This is a genomic window from Pseudomonas sp. SAS7, from assembly GCF_052112345.1.
GTDB lineage: Bacteria > Pseudomonadota > Gammaproteobacteria > Pseudomonadales > Pseudomonadaceae > Aquipseudomonas > Aquipseudomonas putida_Q.
In genome coordinates, this window is the sequence record NZ_JBEGGO010000003.1 from 166,885 (window position 1) to 184,083 (window position 17,199).

Annotated in this window: 17 protein-coding genes and 1 riboswitch; of the genes, 10 read left to right on the top strand and 7 right to left on the bottom strand. The window is 63.8% G+C overall.

The window, feature by feature from the left end; translation table 11 throughout:
• Positions 1-2 precede the first annotated feature (2 nt).
• Positions 3-1,070 (bottom strand): cobalamin biosynthesis protein CobW, encoded by a 1,068-nt coding sequence (gene cobW / locus ABI582_RS06570; protein WP_442118719.1) that lies wholly within the window; start codon positions 1,068-1,070, stop codon positions 3-5.
• A 100-nt stretch (positions 1,071-1,170) separates the two neighbouring features.
• A riboswitch (cobalamin riboswitch) is annotated at positions 1,171-1,387 on the bottom strand.
• A gap of 101 nt (positions 1,388-1,488) precedes the next feature.
• Between cobW and ABI582_RS06575 the strand changes: the two genes are divergently transcribed.
• The 3 genes from ABI582_RS06575 to ABI582_RS06585 all read left to right on the top strand — a co-directional run bounded on the left by ABI582_RS06575 (position 1,489) and on the right by ABI582_RS06585 (position 4,979).
• The gene (locus ABI582_RS06575; protein ID WP_028613829.1) at positions 1,489-1,866 is read left to right on the top strand and encodes a glyoxalase superfamily protein; all 378 of its coding nucleotides are present in this window, start codon (positions 1,489-1,491) and stop codon (positions 1,864-1,866) included.
• 282 nt (positions 1,867-2,148) lie between these two features.
• Complete coding sequence (locus ABI582_RS06580; RefSeq protein WP_442118720.1) at positions 2,149-3,726, top strand: ATP-binding cassette domain-containing protein; 1,578 nt, start codon at positions 2,149-2,151, stop codon at positions 3,724-3,726.
• Positions 3,727-3,959: 233 nt separating this feature from the next.
• Positions 3,960-4,979, top strand: a complete 1,020-nt coding sequence (locus tag ABI582_RS06585; RefSeq protein ID WP_016487380.1) for a branched-chain amino acid aminotransferase — start codon at positions 3,960-3,962, stop codon at positions 4,977-4,979.
• 194 nt (positions 4,980-5,173) lie between these two features.
• On the opposite strand, the gene ABI582_RS06590 is transcribed toward ABI582_RS06585, so the two are convergent.
• Entirely contained in the window at positions 5,174-5,602 is a 429-nt protein-coding gene (locus ABI582_RS06590) for a multidrug/biocide efflux PACE transporter (RefSeq protein ID WP_442118721.1), read from the bottom strand.
• Positions 5,603-5,694: 92 nt separating this feature from the next.
• Here ABI582_RS06590 and ABI582_RS06595 point away from each other — a divergent pair, with 92 nt between their 5' ends.
• The 4 genes from ABI582_RS06595 to ABI582_RS06610 all read left to right on the top strand — a co-directional run bounded on the left by ABI582_RS06595 (position 5,695) and on the right by ABI582_RS06610 (position 11,723).
• Positions 5,695-6,549 carry a LysR family transcriptional regulator gene (locus ABI582_RS06595; RefSeq protein ID WP_442118722.1) on the top strand — a complete coding sequence of 285 codons (855 nt, stop codon included), beginning with the start codon at positions 5,695-5,697 and terminating at the stop codon, positions 6,547-6,549.
• A 226-nt stretch (positions 6,550-6,775) separates the two neighbouring features.
• Entirely contained in the window at positions 6,776-8,542 is a 1,767-nt protein-coding gene (gene capB, locus ABI582_RS06600) for a caprolactamase subunit beta (RefSeq protein ID WP_442118723.1), read from the top strand.
• On the top strand, positions 8,535-10,619 hold the full coding sequence (capA, locus tag ABI582_RS06605) for a caprolactamase subunit alpha (protein WP_442118724.1): 2,085 nt from the start codon (positions 8,535-8,537) through the stop codon (positions 10,617-10,619). Before capB ends, capA begins: the two co-directional genes overlap by 8 nt.
• A gap of 147 nt (positions 10,620-10,766) precedes the next feature.
• The gene (locus ABI582_RS06610; RefSeq protein WP_442118725.1) at positions 10,767-11,723 is read left to right on the top strand and encodes a helix-turn-helix domain-containing protein; all 957 of its coding nucleotides are present in this window, start codon (positions 10,767-10,769) and stop codon (positions 11,721-11,723) included.
• 9 nt (positions 11,724-11,732) lie between these two features.
• Here the strand turns inward: ABI582_RS06610 and ABI582_RS06615 are convergent, their stop codons facing one another.
• Both ABI582_RS06615 and ABI582_RS06620 read right to left on the bottom strand, forming a co-directional pair.
• The gene (locus ABI582_RS06615) at positions 11,733-12,626 is read right to left on the bottom strand and encodes a DUF2950 domain-containing protein (protein WP_442118726.1); all 894 of its coding nucleotides are present in this window, start codon (positions 12,624-12,626) and stop codon (positions 11,733-11,735) included.
• A complete protein-coding gene (locus ABI582_RS06620) occupies positions 12,623-14,002 on the bottom strand; it encodes a DUF3300 domain-containing protein (protein WP_442118727.1) in 1,380 nt (459 codons plus the stop codon). Before ABI582_RS06620 ends, ABI582_RS06615 begins: the two co-directional genes overlap by 4 nt.
• 205 nt (positions 14,003-14,207) lie before the next feature.
• Between ABI582_RS06620 and ABI582_RS06625 the strand changes: the two genes are divergently transcribed.
• Positions 14,208-14,459 carry a hypothetical protein gene (locus ABI582_RS06625; RefSeq protein WP_258911138.1) on the top strand — a complete coding sequence of 84 codons (252 nt, stop codon included), beginning with the start codon at positions 14,208-14,210 and terminating at the stop codon, positions 14,457-14,459.
• An 81-nt stretch (positions 14,460-14,540) separates the two neighbouring features.
• Positions 14,541-15,260, top strand: coding sequence for a TorF family putative porin (locus ABI582_RS06630; protein WP_368975390.1), 720 nt, complete (start codon positions 14,541-14,543; stop codon positions 15,258-15,260).
• Positions 15,261-15,307: 47 nt separating this feature from the next.
• Here ABI582_RS06630 and ABI582_RS06635 read toward each other — a convergent pair whose 3' ends face one another.
• Positions 15,308-15,718, bottom strand: coding sequence for a RidA family protein (locus ABI582_RS06635; protein WP_442118728.1), 411 nt, complete (start codon positions 15,716-15,718; stop codon positions 15,308-15,310).
• Positions 15,719-15,907: 189 nt separating this feature from the next.
• Between ABI582_RS06635 and ABI582_RS06640 the strand changes: the two genes are divergently transcribed.
• Positions 15,908-16,234 carry a hypothetical protein gene (locus ABI582_RS06640; RefSeq protein ID WP_442118729.1) on the top strand — a complete coding sequence of 109 codons (327 nt, stop codon included), beginning with the start codon at positions 15,908-15,910 and terminating at the stop codon, positions 16,232-16,234.
• A 45-nt stretch (positions 16,235-16,279) separates the two neighbouring features.
• Here the strand turns inward: ABI582_RS06640 and ABI582_RS06645 are convergent, their stop codons facing one another.
• Together ABI582_RS06645 and ABI582_RS06650 are read right to left on the bottom strand one after the other, a co-directional pair.
• Positions 16,280-16,492, bottom strand: coding sequence for a PLDc N-terminal domain-containing protein (locus tag ABI582_RS06645; RefSeq protein WP_028613816.1), 213 nt, complete (start codon positions 16,490-16,492; stop codon positions 16,280-16,282).
• Positions 16,493-16,606: 114 nt separating this feature from the next.
• Positions 16,607-17,077: an FAD/FMN-containing dehydrogenase gene (locus ABI582_RS06650; protein ID WP_442118730.1), complete on the bottom strand. Its 471-nt coding sequence runs from the start codon at positions 17,075-17,077 to the stop codon at positions 16,607-16,609.
• Positions 17,078-17,199 lie beyond the last annotated feature (122 nt).

Genomic DNA, 17,199 nt, shown 5'->3' on the forward strand with positions numbered 1-17,199 from the left:
GGTCAGGCGCCCAAGGCCTGGCGCAGGCGCGCTTCCAGCTGGGCAGCGTCGAGGTCCTGGCCGATCAGCACCAGGCGGGTGATGCGCGGCTCGTCGGCACGCCAGGCGCGGTCGAAGTGCTTGTCGAAACGCGTACCCACGCCTTGTACCAGCAGGCGCATCGGCTTGCCCGGGATGGCAGCGAAGCCTTTGGCGCGCAGGATGCCGAACTCCACCACCAGCTGGGTCAGGGCGTCGAGCAGCAGGCTTTCGTCAGCCTCTGGCAGGTCGATGGAAATGGAGTCGAAGGCGTCGTGATCATGGTCGTCATGATCATCGCCGTCGTGGTGCGAATCGTGGTGGGTGCGGCGGCCATCGATGTGTGCCTCGGCCTCGGCGCCCACGCCCAGCAGCACCTCCAGTGGCAGCTTGCCGCTGCTGGCCTCGACCACCTTGACTGCCGGCGGCAGTTCTTCGGCCACTTCGGCGCGGACCTTGGCCAAGCCTTCGGCGTCGATCAGGTCGGCCTTGTTCAGTACCACCAGGTCGGCGCTGGCCAGCTGATCGGCGAACAGTTCGTGCAGCGGCGATTCGTGGTCCAGGTTAGGGTCGAGCTTGCGCTGGGCATCCACCTGGTCGGGGTAGGCGGCGAAGGTGCCTGCCGCCACGGCCGGGCTATCGACCACGGTGATGACCGCGTCGACGGTGCAGGCGTTGCGGATTTCTGGCCACTGGAAGGCTTGCACCAGCGGTTTGGGCAGGGCCAGGCCGCTGGTTTCGATCAGGATGTGGTCCAGGTCGCCACGGCGTGCCACCAGCTCGCGCATGACCGGGAAGAACTCTTCCTGCACGGTGCAGCACAGGCAGCCGTTGGCCAGTTCATAGACGCGGCCGCTGGCTTCTTCTTCGGTGCAACCGATGCTGCACTGCTTGAGGATTTCACCGTCGATGCCCAGTTCGCCGAATTCGTTGACGATGACCGCAATGCGGCGGCCCTGGGCGTTGTCGAGCATGTGGCGCAGCAAGGTGGTCTTGCCCGAGCCGAGGAAGCCGGTGACGATGGTAACGGGGAGCTTGGCCAGTGTTTTCATGTCGCATTGCCCTTGGCAGAGTGGCGCGGGCATGCAGGACGACAGCCGCGGGCCAGGCCGGCCGGGCTTGTTCGCCACCGGATCACCCCGCCCGGTTGAAAGTCGAAAACGTTGCGAGGCAGGTCTCCTGGCTTGCACCGTTCCAGTTCGCTGTTCAGTTGAACGGCGGGCTGGCGGGATGACGCCTTCCCGCGCGTTGGCGCAGTGGCTGTGTCGATCCGTTGTCGGTGCTTACAGTTGCGGGGGCAGCCGCGGCTTGTACCGCGTTCCCGTCTTAGCTTCGGCCTGGCCGAAGAACCTCGAAGTGGCAAGGCTACGCAGTGGCTGGCGGGTGGTCAACCATTGCTGCGGGGCTTGCCGACAACTCTTGGCAGCACTGCGGTACAGTGGCGACTTTGCCCACTGTCAAGGACGCCCCATGCCCCTCGCCCCCGCCATCCCGGTACTGCGCATCTTCTCGGTCGACAAGGCCAGGGAGTTCTACATGGATTTCCTCGGTTTCAGCCTGGACTGGGAGCACCGCTTCAGCCCGGACCTGCCGTTGTACATGCAGATTCATCGCGATGGCTTGATCCTGCACCTTACCGAACACCATGGTGATGCCTGCCCCGGCTCTACAGTATTCGCCCGGCTCGACGACCTGCGTGCGCTGGAGCATGAACTGCAAGGCAAACAGTACGGTTACGCCCGGCCCGAGGCCGAGCGCCTGGACTGGGGCCTGCAGATGCAGGTGTGCGACCCGTTCGGCAACCGCCTGCGCTTCTGCCAGCAGATCGATGACGAGGCCAGCCTGTGAAGCGTAAGACGTAAGATTGGCTGCGCCTGTGAGATCGAGCGCCGCCCGCGCGGCGCTCGATCTCACAGGCACTGAAACCGCTGCGGCGAACACCTTGAACCCACATCCCACGCCTCGCACACGGCGGGCGGTACTTTACCCGCCCCCGACGCTCCGTTAGGCTACGCACTCCCCCATTACGAGGTGTTCGTCCAATGCGCCATTGATGCCGCCGTCCATTCGACGGCCAGTCTTCAGCCTCCGGTTTGCTCCGGAGATGTCGCGGCATTTGTGGAGTTGTGCATGACGAACACGTCGATCCTGACGCTGGACAGCGTCTCCTTGGCCTTGCCTGATGGCCGGCTACTGTTTACCGACCTTAACGAAACCTTCGACCAACGGCGTACCGGCCTGGTCGGGCGCAATGGCGTGGGCAAGAGCCTGCTAGGGCAGGTTCTTGCCGGCCAGCGTGCACCGAGCAGCGGCCATTGCAGGCGCCATGGGGCTGTCCATCTGCTGAACCAGCAGGTAATCGAGCGCAGCACCACGCTTGCCGACCTGGCGCAGGTGGGGGCGGTGGTTGCGGCGCTCGAGCGCATCGAGCAAGGCAGCATCAACCCCCAGGATTTCGACACCGTCGGCGAGCGCTGGGATATCCGCGAGCAATTGCAGTCGCACCTGCAGCGCAACGGCCTGGGTCACCTGGACTGCCGCCAGCCCGCACGCAGCCTGAGCGGCGGCCAGGCCATGCGCGTGGCGCTGGCAGGCGCATGGCTCAGCGGTGCCGACTACTTGATCCTCGACGAACCCAGCAACCACCTGGACAGCGACGCCCGTGCCCAGCTGCTGAGCATGATCGAGGGCTGGGACCGAGGTTTGCTGGTAATCAGCCACGATCGCAGCCTGCTGGCGCACATGGCGCGCATTGTCGAACTGTCCAGCCTGGGGTTGCAGGCCTATGGCGGCAACTACAGCTTCTATGCAGCACAAAAAGCCAGCCAGGTGGCGCAGGCCCAGCAGCAACTCGCCCGGCTGAAGCAGGAGCAACAACGCCAGGCCCGTGAACTGCAGCGCCAGCGCGAAGACCTGGAACGCCATCAGGCCCGGGCCGGGCGTCAAGCCAGGCATGCCAACCAGGCCAAGATCCTGGTCGACCGCCAGCAGCAACGCAGCCAGGCCACGGCGGGCAAGCAGCGGCGTGATCATCGCGATGCCCGGCAAGCACTGCTGGGCAAAGTGCATGACGCCGCCCGCGAGGTCGAGCAAGCCACTGCGATTACCTTGCATGCCCCCACGCCCCAGCGTCATGCCGGCCGCGAAGTGTTGGCCCTGCAGGCACTTCGCTTGCCCCATGGCACCCGCAAACCGCTTGACCTGCGCTTGTGCCTTGGCCAGCGGCTGGGCCTGGTCGGCGCCAATGGCAGTGGCAAGTCCACGCTGCTAAGGCTGCTGAACGGGGAATTACCGGCGTTGCCCGACACGTTGCGCCGCAGTGGCGAAACCGCCCTGCTCGACCAGCACTGCAGCACGCTGGCAGGCCACAACAGCGTGCTTGAACACCTGCGCCAAGCCAACCCGGTGCTGGCCCAGGGCGAGTTGCGCAGCCGCCTGGCACAAGTGGGCCTGGATGCGGCCCGTATCGAGCTACCCAGCAGCCTGCTCAGCGGCGGCGAGCGGATGAAGGCAGCGCTGGCCGCCGTGCTGTACCGCGAGCGCCCCCTCGACCTGTTGCTGCTGGATGAGCCCGGCAACCACCTGGACCTGCCGTCACTGGCAGCCCTGGAGCGCATGCTCGGGCAGTTTCGCGGGGCGCTGATGGTGGCGTCCCATGATTCGGTATTGCTGGAAAACCTGGCCCTGCATGGCTACCTGCACTTGTAGGAGCAGCCTTGTGCTGCGAAAGGGCCGGTACTGGCGACGCAATTGCATCCAATGGACCGGCCTCTTCGCAGCACAAGGCTGCTCCTACAACGACCGCGGACCGAGAATAATGCATCGCAGGCTATCAATTCGTGACTGGCCGTTCCCGATCCGCGACGGATGTATTATGGTGGCGTGGTGCGCATATAACAGCAGCCCGAGCGATCGGGCACTTGCAAGACAATGAGGGTGTCATGAGCAACGAAAGCATTAACTGGGACAAGCTGGGTTTCGACTACATCAAAACCGACAAACGCTACCTGTCCGTATGGCGCAATGGCGAGTGGGACAAGGGCACCCTGACCGACGACAACGTGCTGCACATCAGTGAAGGCTCCACGGCCCTGCACTACGGCCAGCAATGCTTCGAAGGCCTCAAGGCCTACCGTTGCAAGGACGGCTCGATCAACCTGTTCCGCCCGGACCAGAACGCCGCCCGCATGCAGCGCAGCTGCGCGCGCCTGCTGATGCCGCATGTGCCGACCGATGTGTTCATCGAAGCGTGCAAACAAGTGGTCAAGGCCAACGAAAAGTTCGTGCCACCGCACGGCAAAGGCGCCCTGTACCTGCGCCCGTTCGTGATCGGCACCGGTGACAACATTGGCGTGCGCACCGCCCCCGAGTTCATCTTCTCGGTCTTCGCCATCCCGGTTGGCTCGTACTTCAAGGGCGGCATGAAGCCGCACAACTTCCAGATCTCCAGCTTCGACCGCGCCGCCCCACAAGGCACCGGCGCAGCCAAGGTCGGTGGCAACTACGCTGCCAGCCTGCAGCCAGGCGCTGAAGCCAAGAAGGCCAACTTCGCCGACGCCATCTACCTCGATCCGCTGACCCATACCAAGATCGAGGAAGTCGGTTCGGCCAACTTCTTCGGCATCACCGCCAACAACGAGTTCGTTACCCCGAAATCGGCCTCGGTGCTGCCGGGCATCACCCGTCTGTCGCTGATGGAACTGGCGCAATCGCGTCTGGGCCTGACCGTGATCGAAGGCGACGTCGAAATCAGCAAGCTGGACCGCTTCATCGAAGCCGGCGCTTGCGGTACCGCTGCGGTGATTACCCCGATCGGCGGTATCGAGTACAACGGCAAGCTGCACGTGTTCCACGACCTGGAAAAAGTCGGCCCGGTTACCCAGAAGCTCTACAACGAGCTGACCGGCATCCAGAGCGGTGATGTTGAAGCACCGGCAGGCTGGATCGTCAAGGTCGCCTGAGCCGTATCAGCTGTATAAAACGGGGCATGCCAGCGATGGCATGCCCCGTTTTTTTTGAAGGTGTTGATGACCCTGTGGGAGCGGGCGTGCCCGCGAACACCGGCGCAGCCGGTGCCATCCACCGTGTCGCCTGCTTCGCGGGCTTGCCCGCTCCCACAGGGACTGTGCAAGCTTTCGGCTTTGCGCGAACAACTTTATGCCACGCGGCGCTGCATCAGCACATGCCGGGCTTTGTCGAACGCCCAGTTGTACAGCACGGTGTAAGGCAAAATGATCACGAAGAAGCCCAGCTCCACCATGAACGCCTGCAGCAGCGAAATATCCAGCATCCACGCCGCCACCGGCAGGCACCACACCACCAGCCCGGCCTCGAAGCCCAGGCCGTGCACAAAGCGCGCACTGGCCTTCCAGTGGATGCGTTCGGTCTGCACCCAGCGATCAACCAGCGCGTTGTAAACCATGTTCCACAGCATGGCGATCATCGACAGGGTGACCGCCAACGCACCCGCCGTCGCCAGCGATTTGCCCATCACCCAGGACAACAGCGGTGCGCACAGCAGCACAGCAAATACTTCATAGCCCACGGCGTGTACCAGGCGTTCGGTGAAGGAGACCGTTTTCATTGCAAATTCCATCCATTGCGTGAGTCGTGCTTCCTATCTTCTTCGATAGAACTGATACTCGCGACATAGCTACCATCGGTTTTATCAATACCATGCGCTACTCACCCGAAGCTCTGGTCGCCTTTGTCGAAGCCGCATCGCTGGGTTCGTTCTCTGCTGCGGCGCGCAAATTGCGCAAAAGCCAGTCCACGATCAGCATCGCCATTGCCAATTTCGAGGCCGATATCGGCTGCCCGCTGTTTGATCGCGGTGGCCGCCACCCCACGCTGAACGAAGCGGGCCGACAGGTGCTAAGCCATGTCGAAGCGATCCTGGACGCCAGCGCCCAGCTCGATGCCCTGGCGGTAAGGCTGGCGCAAAACGTCGAGGCGCTGGTCTCGGTGGTGATGTCGGACAGCTACAGCGTCACCTTCCAGGGCGCGGTGATGGCCCGCTTTGCCCAGCACTACCCGCACACCGAATTGCGCTGCGGCCCGGCGGAAGACGCTGATGTGATCGATATGATCCAGCAGGGCCTGGCCCACGTCGGCATTCTGGCCACACAGCCCAGCTACCCCGCCGACGTTGCCGTAGCGCGCTTGCCCGAGCAGGCTGAGTTCGGTGTGTATGTGGCCAGCGAGCACCCGTTGGCGGGGCTGAAAACGGTGCAAACGCAACACCTTGAAAACGCGCGACAGCTGTACATCAAGACCTATGCCCCCAGCCTGCACCGCGGCCGCGGCCAGGCCTGGTCAGCACCGGATTACCTCACCCTGCTGGAATTTGCCGTGCGCGGGTTTGGCTGGGCCGAACTGCCCAGGGCGCTGGTGGCGCGGTTTGGCAACGAGCTGGTGGAGTTGCAGATAGCGGGTTACCCGCGCCGGGTGGATATGGATGTGGCCTGGTCGAGCCGGCGGGCGCTTGGGCCGGCGGGGCAATGGCTGGTGCAGCAGATGCTGGGGCAGTAGGTCTTAACCTGCCAGATTTTGGGGCTGCTGAGCAGCCCATCGCGACACAAGGCCGCTCCTACAGGGGGTCACGTTCTCTTGCCTAAGCGCCCCCGGTAGTGCGCCATAACACAACAACCAGTACACCCAGCGACAAGCCTTCCCCCCGCCCTGCCCCGTAGCCTGTCACCACGCGCCGCGCCGCCGCGGCACGCACCCAAAGCACAAGAACAAACGTTGGTGACCTATGCAGACAGTAGATCCGATCACCCTTGCGGTTGTCCGGGGTGCGCTGGAGACAGCGCAACGCGAAATGACCCTGACCCTGGAAAAGACCGGGCGCTCCAGTGTGTTCAACCTGGCCCACGACTATTCCAACTCGCTGTTCGACCACCTGCCGGAAATGATCCTGCAAGGCCAGGACATACCCATCCATCTGGGCTCGCTTATCCCGGCCATGAAATGCGTGGCCGAATTCTTTGGCGACGACATTGCCGAAGGCGACGTGATCTACCACAACGACCCCGCCTACAAGGGCAGCCATATTCTCGACTGCTGCATGTACAAGCCGGTGTACTACCAAGGCGAACTGGTGTTCTGGACGGTGTGCAAAGGCCACCTGACCGATATCGGCGGCCCTGTACCCGCCGGCTATAATCCCGACGCCAAGGAGATCTACGCCGAGGGGCTGCGCATTCCACCGGTCAAGCTGTGGGAAAAGGGCAAGCGCCGCGAAGACGTGATCAACTTCATGCTCACCAACATGCGCGCCCGCCCCTATCAGGAAGGCGACCTTAACGCCCAGTACGGCGCCTGCAAGGTCGGCGAGCGGCACTTGCTGGAGCTGCTGGACAAGTACGGCGTGGCCCAGGTGCGGGCCTGCATTGCCGAGCTGAAGAACATGGCCGACCGGCACATGCGCGCATTGTTGCGCGATGTACCAGATGGTGACTACAGCGGTACCGCCGTGCTCGAAGATGCCGGCCACGGCCTTGGCGAACTGGCCATCACCGCCCATGTGCAGATACGTGGTGACCAGGCCCACGTGCGTATCGACAGCCCGCCACAAGTGCCCTACTTCATCAACTCCTACGAGGGCAACTCGGTGTCGGGCGTATACCTGGGGCTGATGATGTTCGCCCAGGTGGCGCCGCCCTATAACGAAGGCCTGTACCGCTGCGTCACGGTCGATGTCGGGCCCAGGGGTACCCTGTGCAACGCCGAGGAGCCGGCGCCCCATGTCAACTGCACCACCACGCCAATGGAAACTTTGGCCGATGCGGTGCGCACCGCGCTGGAACAGGCTTCGCCCAAACGGGTAACAGCGTCCTGGGGGCACACCAGCGGCATCAACATCGCCGGCCACGACCCGCGCAACGGCAACAGCGAGTACGTGACCATGGTGCTGGCCTCGATCATTTCCGGTGCCGGTGCCAACCAGGTGATGGATGGATGGCACGCCTGCGGCCCGCTGTGCTGCTTCGGGGCGCTGATGAGCGGTGATATCGAGCTGCTCGAGCACGCTTATCCGGTGCTGATCCACCGCTACAGCCTTATGGCCGACAGTGGTGGCGCCGGTGAATTGCGCGGTGGTTCGGGCACCCGCCTGGAGATCGAACCGCTGGACCACGCCATGACTGTGGTCGGCTTCGGCGAGGGCCGCCAGCTGCCCACCGCCGGTGCCGCCGGGGCACGCAATGCCCTGCTCGAGCCCAAGTTGGGCCGGCTGATCCACCGCCACGCCGATGGCAGCGAAGACCATTACACGCAAAACCCGATGCTCACCCTGCAACCCGGCGAACGCATCATCAACATCAACCCCGGTGGTGGTGGCTACGGCGACCCGCTGCGCCGCCCGGTCGCAGCAGTACTGGAGGATGTACGCAACGGCCTGGTCTCGCCACAAGGGGCAGCCCTGGAGTATGGCGTGGTCGTCGATGACGATGGCCGCCTCGACGAAACCGCAACCCGCCTTGCCCGCACCCCGCGCTGCCCGGAGAACCATAATGCGTAATCAATATCGCCTGGGCATCGATGCCGGCGGCACCTTCACCGATTTCATCCTGGCCGACCGCGACGGCGGCGTGCAGCTGTTCAAGGCCCCGTCCACGCCGCAGGATGGCACCTTGGCCATTCGCGCCGGCCTGGCACAGATCGCCGACGCCACCGGGCGCAGCCCGGCCGAGCTGATCGCCAACTGCGACTTGTGCATCAACGGCACCACAGTGGCCCTCAATGCGCTGATCGAGCGAACCGGGGTCAAGGTGGGCCTGCTGTGCACCGAGGGGCACGAGGACAGCCTGGAAATCCGCCTGGGTCACAAGGAAGAAGGCCACCGCTACGACGCTCATTATCCGCCGGCACACATGCTTGCCCCACGCCATCTGCGCCGCCCGGTAGGTGGCCGCATCCTCGGCGATGGACGTGAGCACAGCCCGCTGGACGAGCGCGCCATTCATGACGCCATCGACTACTTCCGTGCCGAAGGCGTGCAGGCCGTGGCCATTTCCTTCCTGTGGTCGGTGCGCAACCCCAGCCATGAGCAACGGGCCGCCGAGCTGGTACGGGCCGCCCTGCCCGGGGTGTTCGTCTGCACCGGCTGCGAGGTGTTCCCACAGATTCGCGAGTACACCCGCACCTCCACCACCGTGGTCAACGCCTACCTAAGCCCCGTGATGGCGCGCTATGTGGCGCGCATCGACAGCCTGTTCCAGGAGCTTGGCGCGCAGCAGCCAGTGCGCTATTTCCAGTCCAACGGTGGCCTGGCGCCCGGACACCTGATGCGCGAGCGCGCCGTCAATGCCATCAACTCCGGCCCCGCCTCGGCGCCACAGGCGGGGCTGGCGGTGGCGAGGCCGTTCGGTATCGATAACGTCATCACCGTGGACATGGGCGGCACCTCGTTCGACATCACCCTGACCAACGCCGGCCGTACCAACTTCAGCAAGGACGTCGACTTCCTGCGCCAGCGCATCGGCGTGCCGATGATCCAGGTGGAGACCCTCGGCGCCGGCGGCGGCTCCATCGCCCACCTGGACGAGTTCGGCATGCTTCAGGTCGGCCCACGCAGCGCCGGTGCCATGCCTGGCCCGGTCTGCTATGGCAAAGGCGGTAGCGAACCCACGGTAACCGACGCCAACCTGGCCCTGGGCTACCTGCCCGACGGCGCGCTACTGGGCGGCAGCATCCGCCTGAACCGCCAAGCCGCACTGGACGCTATCCGCAGCAATATCGCCGAACCGTTAGGCATCAGCGTGGAACGCGCAGCATTCGGGATCACCACCCTGGTCAACCTGAATATGGTCAACGGCATCCGCCGCGTGTCCATCGAACGCGGCCACGACCCGCGCGACTTCGCCCTGATCGGCGCGGGTGGCGCAGCGGGCATGCACGTGGTGCGCCTGGCCGAGGAAATCGGCATGCAGACCGTGTTGATCCCCAAGGTGGCCTCAGGCCTGTGCGCATTCGGCCAGATCCTGTCCGACGTACGCTACGACCAGCTCACCAGCCTGTCCATGCGACTGGACGGCGGGCACGTGAACCTTGTGCAGCTCAACCAGGCGCTGGCCGAACTGCGCCAGCAAGGCCTGGCAAACTTGCGTGAAGACGGTTTTGGCGACCAGGCCAGCAGCTGCCACTACACCCTGGAAATGCGCTATCTGGGGCAAATCCATGAATGCAGCGTGGACCTGCAGCAGCATGCACTGGATGACACGGGGCTGGCCGCACTGATCAGCCGCTTCCACAGCCGCCACCAGACCCTGTACTCGTACAGCGAGCCCGACAGCCCGGTGGAGCTGGTGAACCTGGAGTGTTCGGTAATTGGTCACCTGCCGCGTCCGCCACAGCCCGAGTTGCAGGGCCCGGCCCAACCACCCGCGCCGGCCGCGCAAAGTGTCCGCCCGATGCTGTTCAGTGCCGAGGGCCAATGGCAGCCCACGCCGGTGTTCAACGGCAACCGCCTGCTGCCGGGGCAGACCGTGCATGGCCCCTGCGTCATCGAGGAAGACACCACCAACATCGTCCTGCCTCCTGGCTGGCAGGCGCGCCTGGAGCCTTCGGCCACCTACCGGGTGACACGCGGGGCTTGATCAAACGGTCGGCGTGCGCCGATCATGGGCCTGAAGCCGCTCGGCAGCCTTGCGCTGCCGGGCGGCTTGCACAATAACAAGAGCTGCTTGAGTAGCTTGCCTGCAGTTCCTTTTTTCAATGCTGCCCTCTTTGAAAAAGGACCCACCATGCCCACAGAAATCTCGACCCACGGCTGGGCACAGCCGGAGCGCCAGGCGCGCTGGGCCGAAGCCATCAGTGAAACCTATTTCCCGTTGAGCCTGGAGTTTGCCAGCGAGCAGCCATTCGATGGCCACCTGCAGCGCTGGAGCACGCCCAGCACGCCACTGAGCCTTTCACGCCTGCGCTCCAGCCCGCTGGGCTACTCGCGCAGCAAGGCGCACGTTGGCCAGGACCATGAGGCGTTCTACCTGGTGACGGTGCCGCGCAGCAGCGAAGTTCACTTCGAACAGGACGGCCACCCGCTCAGTTGCAGCCCGGGCGGTTTCATCGTCGAGCGCGGCGATGCGCCTTACCGCTTCCATTACGGCACGCAGAACGACCTGTGGGTGCTAAAGCTGCCCGAGCGGGCACTCAAGGCCAACCTGCTCGGGCACAAGCGCTATACCCGGCATTGCTTCGATGCCAGCCAGGGCCTGGGGCGCATCTTTGTAGAGCAACTGGACCTGTGCGCCCGCCATTTCGACGCCAGCCCGGCCGCTGCCCGGCATCTACTGCTGGAACAGGCTTCGGCCACGCTGCTGCTGGCCCTGCAACAGGATGAGCGAGTATTGGGCAGCGAAGGCAACAACCTCAGCACCCTGCACCTGACACGGGTCGAGCAGTATGTGCAGCAACATCTGGGCGACCCCGAACTGTCGCCACAAACCATCGCCAGCGCCTGCGGGCTGTCGCTGCGCTACCTGCACAAGCTGTTCGCGATCACGCCCTACACCCTTGGCGAATGGGTGCGCCAACAGCGCCTGGAGGCCGTACACCGCCAACTGCGCGACCCGCATTGCCACCTGGCCATCGGCGAGTTGGCATTCCGTTGGGGTTTTACCGACCAGGCGCAATTCACCCGGGCGTTTCGCCAGCACTACGGGTGCACGGCGCGAGAAGTCAGGGCTGCGCGATTGCAGTGATTTGCGGGCTCAATCCCCCGCTGCCACATCCACCACCTTCCAGCTGTCATCCGGGTCGAAGCGCTTCATTTCCTTGGCCAGCCTGTCGCCGTGCGGCCCGAGGTCTTTTTCGAACACCTGGCCGTCATGGCTGATCATGAAGCTCATCACCCCGGTGTCGTCGTACCTGGCCGGCCAGGCGACCATGGCGAAGCCACGGCTCATCTGGTTGCCGATCAGGTAGCTGTAGGCGCCACCGGGGGCGGAGGGCCCTTGTGCGTCGAGGATGCGGAAGTGGTAGCCATACCAGTCATCACCCACCACATCCTGGCCAAACAACGGCCCCAGCGGGCTGACCTGGCCATCGCCGTCGTCATCCCAATACAGCCCGTCATGCTTGCCGGGCTCGCTGAAAATCTTCTGCGCGTACTCCAGCGCACCGTTGCCGTTGCGGTCCTGGCTGGCATAGTCCATCTGCGCGTCGTGGTAAGCCAACAACGCCTGCATGGCACCCAGTTCGTTGCGGCCGATGCGCCGGGTGCGGATTTCGGTGCTGCCGGCCTTGAGGTCGAAGCGCCAGCCCTGGCTGCTTCTGGTCAACGGTATGGGCAATGTCCAGTGACCACTGCCCACCGCCAGGATTGCCTTGCCCTCGCCTGCCATGTCGAGACTGTGCTGCGCGCGATACTGCTGCAGAAAGGTGTCCACGTCGCTGCGCTCTACACCACCACGCGGTATGTAGGTGCGCCAGTCATCACCCAGCAACTGGGCCAGGCGGGCTTCATCGGCCTTTTCCATGCCCAGCGCCGCAATGAAGGACTCCACGGCCTTCTCCGGCGTCGGGAATGCTTCCTGTGCAGCCGCCAGGGAAGCCCATGCCAAGCCTGTCGCAAGCAGCATTGCTGCAAAAACTGGACGTTTCATCGACGGCCCCCTCCGCCGCGCCGCACTGGCGCACTGGGCCGGGAGATCTGGTGGCCGGCAGCACGGGATGCATTGGGCCGCTGGGCAAACGACTGGCTGGTACGACCTCGGTTGGCCTCCAAGTTGGTGCGTGACGGCGAACGCACGCCATCAAAGGCATTGTTACGCGCTTGGCCGGCGATGTTGGCCGGCCGGTTTTGTGCTACCTGCCGGCCTTGGGTATTGCGTGTTTCCTGGCGACGGTCGGTTGCTCTGGCATTATCGCCACGGGATTGCATGCGGTTGCCCACCGAATTACCCGCCTGCGCTTCGCGCATTTGCTGGCGTGCCTGGCGGTTGTCGGTGGCCGGCCGTTCCATACCCGCGCGGTCCATCGAGGCCCGGGCCTTGTCCCGCGCCTGCGCCCGCTGCGCGTCGTCGCCACGGAAGGCGGTGCGTTGGGTGGCGCCGTCCAGTTGGCGGCCATACTGCTGGCGGCTACGGGCATCGCGGTAAGGCACGCCTTCACGGTTGACGGCATTGTGCTGCCATTTGTTCTGATTGTTGGTGATGCGGTTGTTGGCGTTGATGTTGTTGTAACGGTTCACGTCGATGTCAATGTCGTTGTGGCCCCAGTCGCAGTCGCCCCACAACGAGGCGACAACCGCCACGCCGGTACCAAAGGCCAGGCCCGCCACCAGCGCGGAACCGGGGTAGTACATCGGCGGCGGCGGGTAGTACACGGGCGGTGAGGCCGGGTAGGCCCAGGTACCATAGGTGGTGGTCGGGTTGTAGCTGGGCACGTACACCACTTGCGGGTCGGCCGGCTGAATGATGATGGTGGAGGGTGGGCTGCTGGCAGCCTGTGGCGCCGGTGCGGCTTGCACGGTCACGTTCTGGTACTGGTTGCTTTGCAGGTTACCGGCCGCCTGCGCCTGGTGACGCAAGCGCTGCACCGCGCCCATGACATCGTCGGGCTGCGCCAGGAACGCATCCCCCAGGCGCTGCACCCACACTGGGTCCTGGCCCAGGGTCGCCAGCAGCTGCGGGAAGGCTACCAGCGCTTGCACGCTGGGGTCCCACGGCTGCTTCGCTACCTGTTTGACTGCAGCATCGCCCGACGCCTTGGGGTTGGCCTTGGACCAGGCCACCGCTTCGCTCACCTGCCCCGGGTAAGTGGCCGCCATCAATACCTGGGCCAGCAGCGGATCGGGGTACAACGCAACCGGCGCCAGTATCTGGTCCAGCTGCTCTTGCGTGAACACCGGGGTCTTGGCCGCGACCGTGTCGGCTTGCGGGGCTGGGTCGGGGGCTGGTACGTCTTGCGCCAGCACCAGGCCGGGCGCCGCGTTCAGGCACATCAGCGCCGACAGCAAAGCAAACAATGGCATGCGCATCGCTTATCCCCAACAGGTCAGATTGCGTGGGTTAAGGGTAGCAATGGCGATGCGTTTGGCCAGATGCGGGGGCGCAAACTTTTAGCACTGATGCTTGCGTCAATAGTGACTATCGAACAAGGCAATTTCTACTGATCGCGCAGGCTTAATAACCTAGCTCCATCGATTCGAACCTGGCGAATCCCCTGCATTCCGGAGCTGCTCGATGAACACCAAGGCCCGCCTCCTCCTCACTGCCCTGGCCGCTGCCAGCATTGCTGTACTGGCCGGTTGCGCCAGCCACCCTGAACTGCGTGCGTACAGCGCCGAAGAAACCCGCCAATTGCAACTGGAAGCGTTGCAGCGCCGCGGCCTGTCCTTGGACGACTACGAGCAGCAACGCCGGGTGATACAACGGGCCGACAACCTGCCCGTGGTGACCGAAGCCGCCGACGCAGACCGTTCGACCAAAGGCTGAGCGGGCCAGGCAAAGGTTCCCTCCTTTCACCTGCGCAGGTATCCTCTACCGCTCAACCGCAAGCCTTCCAGGACGGAGACCATGACCAGGCCCTTTCTGTTGCTGAGTGCTGCACTGCTGTTCAGCCCAGTGTTGATGGCCCAGCAGATAAAACGCGAACTGGGCGACTTCGACTTCACACTCGGCACCACACCCTCGCGCAGCATGGCCCAAGGCCTTATCTCACCCAGTGCCGTCGGCGCATTCCACGGTGGTCTCGACTTCAGCCACCCCAGTGGCTGGTACCTGGGCCAGTACGCCCCAAGCATGGGCGTCACCCCCAACTCGACCCTGCGCCTGGACAGCTACCTGGGCTACAAGCACCAGTTCGACAGCAGCCTGGGCTATGAAGTGGGGTTGATCCATTACAGCCAGCCGACTATCGCAGGCCCCGACAGCTATGCCCTGTACGGTGGCATCTCGCTCTTGGGCAATCGCTTCGGCGGCGCGCTGCGCGACAACCCCGGCAACCGCACCGGCACCCTGTTCGCCGACTTTGGCCAATTGCCCCTGTTCGATGTCGACCTCACCGTCAAGCTTGCCCACCATCGCCTGGGCACGCCGTTCACCATTGGCGACGGCAGCCAGGTGAATGCCTTTTCCGACTGGTCGCTGGAGCTGTCACGGCCCTGGCTAGGCATCGACCTTAACCTGATCTACAGCAACTCCAATCTCAGTGGCGGCGGTTGCGATGCCTATTCGGGCATCAACACCTATTGCGACAGTGTGGTTACGCTCAAGGCGCAGCGCAGCTTCTTCTAGCGCCGTGGTGCCAGCGCCAAGCGCTACAGCTTCAGCTACAGCTACAGCTACAGCGCCGCTATAGCCTCGATTTCCACCAGCATGCCATCCAGCGCCAGCCGGGGTACCGGGATCAACGTGCAGGTCGGTTTCATGTGCGGCCCCCAGGCCCTGTCGGCCTCAACCACCCATTGGCGCAGGCGCGCTTCGGAATGCTCGACAATCAGCAGTGTCAGCTTGAACACCTGGGCCAGGCTGGCACCTTTGGACGCCAAGGCCAGTTCAAGGTTGGCCAGCGCCTGACGGGCCTGTTCGGCGAACAGTGGCGACAACTGGCCGTTGCTGTCCTCCCCGCCCTGGCCGGCGATGAACAGCAAGCGGCTGTCAGCGCGCACCTCGGCGACATGGGAATAGGCATTGCCACTGGGGTCGTACAGGCCTTCAGGGTTGCTCAACTGGAATGCGGTTGATTTGGTCACGACAAGCCCTCACTCGGTTGGAAGAGTGGCGCAGTATCAGACCTGAAGTTAACTCGAGGTCAAGCGCAGGGTAGGACATTTCGCACAACGCATTGCCATGCTTGAACCACGCGTCTGTTTGCGCCGCAGCGTTCAGGCGGTAGATTGCAAGACCCGGCATGGAGGCCTGCACGTCACAAGGAAAAGCGCATGAGCAAATATGATTTTCAGCTGGCCTATACCATCAAGCCGCACAACCCTGCCCACGATGAAGCGGATGCCGCGCAGGCACGCCTGCACCTGCGAGAGAAGCTCGGCCTGAACACCGTCGAGCAGATCGAAACCACCCTGCTCGGCGTGATCACGCTTCAAAGCACCACCCTCGCAGACCGCAAGCGCGAAGCTGAAAAACTGCTGCACGATTACATCCACGAAGCGCTCAAACAGCTGCGGGTATTGTCGACCGTGAAATTCTACGGCTGCCTGATGGTTGATGGGCTGGGCCCAGCCCTTCGCTTCCAGATCCTGCCCAAGTGAACATCGACGGCATCACGCTCCCCCCACGCCTGATGCCGGAAACCCTCATTTCTCCTGCAGGACCGCCCTGCCCTTCACCGCCCGCGGCCCGCGCCAGGCCCAGAACAACAAACCGGGGAATGGGGCGTAGACGACGAACACGACCCACAGCATCTTGCGCTCGGCGCGCCGGTCGCTGCCGATGATGTGCCAGATGGCCCAGATTTCCAGCAGGATGACCAAGGCGGCGATGATGATCCAGATCGTTCCTATTTCCATGAGCGCTCTCCCGTTTGGCATGTAATGCATTGGGTTACCAACAGCGTTGAGGGTTCAGATTGATTTGGCTAACAGTATGGCATTGCGAACCGTTGCCGGAGCGGCGTCATGCTATCAATGCTGTGGGGCGCGCTCGAGCGCTGCCATCAATGCTGCGGCATCGGCAAACGCCCGCTGGCTCACCAGCACGCCCTGTTCTAGCTGCAACCACTGAACTTGACCTTCCTGCCCGGGGTAGCGGCTGGCCACCTGCCCCTCACGATCGAGCAGCACCCGGTAGTTGTAATCGCGCATGGCCGGAATGGCGAATAGCTTGCTGATCAGCGCCGGCATGCGCTGGATGTCGGCAACGAACACCGCATCACGCGCCTCCAGGTAGCCCCGGGGCTGCTCGCCCAGCGCCGCTTTGACCAGCTTGGCACCGTCCATGTCGCGGGCTACCAGCAGGATGTGCGTGCCGGTATCGAGGCTGTAGGCCTGGTCGTGCTGGTCGAGCAGCGTCCACGGGGCCAGCTTCTCGCCCGGTTCCAGGGCATTGGCCAGCAGCGGCAAAAGGCTGAACAACAGGGCAACGGCGTACTTCATCAAGGGCGTCCTCAGTGACAGGGGGCAACATGGCGGCAATAGGCCAAGCCAGACAGGTTGCCTGAACACGACCTGAAATACGACACACCCACCCGGGACATTGTCTTTCCCCCAGCCACCCG

Excerpts from the sequence above, each read along its gene's own strand:
- ABI582_RS06585 (WP_016487380.1), top strand. The coding sequence starts at position 3,960 with ATGAGCAACGAAAGCATTAACTGGGACAAGCTGGGTTTCGACTACATC.
- ABI582_RS06640 (WP_442118729.1), top strand. The coding sequence starts at position 15,908 with ATGAGCAAATATGATTTTCAGCTGGCCTATACCATCAAGCCGCACAAC.
- capA (WP_442118724.1), top strand. The coding sequence starts at position 8,535 with ATGCGTAATCAATATCGCCTGGGCATCGATGCCGGCGGCACCTTCACC.
- ABI582_RS06625 (WP_258911138.1), top strand. The coding sequence starts at position 14,208 with ATGAACACCAAGGCCCGCCTCCTCCTCACTGCCCTGGCCGCTGCCAGC.
- ABI582_RS06630 (WP_368975390.1), top strand. The coding sequence starts at position 14,541 with ATGACCAGGCCCTTTCTGTTGCTGAGTGCTGCACTGCTGTTCAGCCCA.
- ABI582_RS06615 (WP_442118726.1), bottom strand. The coding sequence starts at position 12,626 with ATGAAACGTCCAGTTTTTGCAGCAATGCTGCTTGCGACAGGCTTGGCA.
- ABI582_RS06650 (WP_442118730.1), bottom strand. The coding sequence starts at position 17,077 with ATGAAGTACGCCGTTGCCCTGTTGTTCAGCCTTTTGCCGCTGCTGGCC.
- capB (WP_442118723.1), top strand. The coding sequence starts at position 6,776 with ATGCAGACAGTAGATCCGATCACCCTTGCGGTTGTCCGGGGTGCGCTG.
- ABI582_RS06610 (WP_442118725.1), top strand. The coding sequence starts at position 10,767 with ATGCCCACAGAAATCTCGACCCACGGCTGGGCACAGCCGGAGCGCCAG.
- ABI582_RS06620 (WP_442118727.1), bottom strand. The coding sequence starts at position 14,002 with ATGCGCATGCCATTGTTTGCTTTGCTGTCGGCGCTGATGTGCCTGAAC.
- ABI582_RS06645 (WP_028613816.1), bottom strand. The coding sequence starts at position 16,492 with ATGGAAATAGGAACGATCTGGATCATCATCGCCGCCTTGGTCATCCTG.
- ABI582_RS06575 (WP_028613829.1), top strand. The coding sequence starts at position 1,489 with ATGCCCCTCGCCCCCGCCATCCCGGTACTGCGCATCTTCTCGGTCGAC.
- cobW (WP_442118719.1), bottom strand. The coding sequence starts at position 1,070 with ATGAAAACACTGGCCAAGCTCCCCGTTACCATCGTCACCGGCTTCCTC.
- ABI582_RS06590 (WP_442118721.1), bottom strand. The coding sequence starts at position 5,602 with ATGAAAACGGTCTCCTTCACCGAACGCCTGGTACACGCCGTGGGCTAT.
- ABI582_RS06580 (WP_442118720.1), top strand. The coding sequence starts at position 2,149 with ATGACGAACACGTCGATCCTGACGCTGGACAGCGTCTCCTTGGCCTTG.
- ABI582_RS06595 (WP_442118722.1), top strand. The coding sequence starts at position 5,695 with ATGCGCTACTCACCCGAAGCTCTGGTCGCCTTTGTCGAAGCCGCATCG.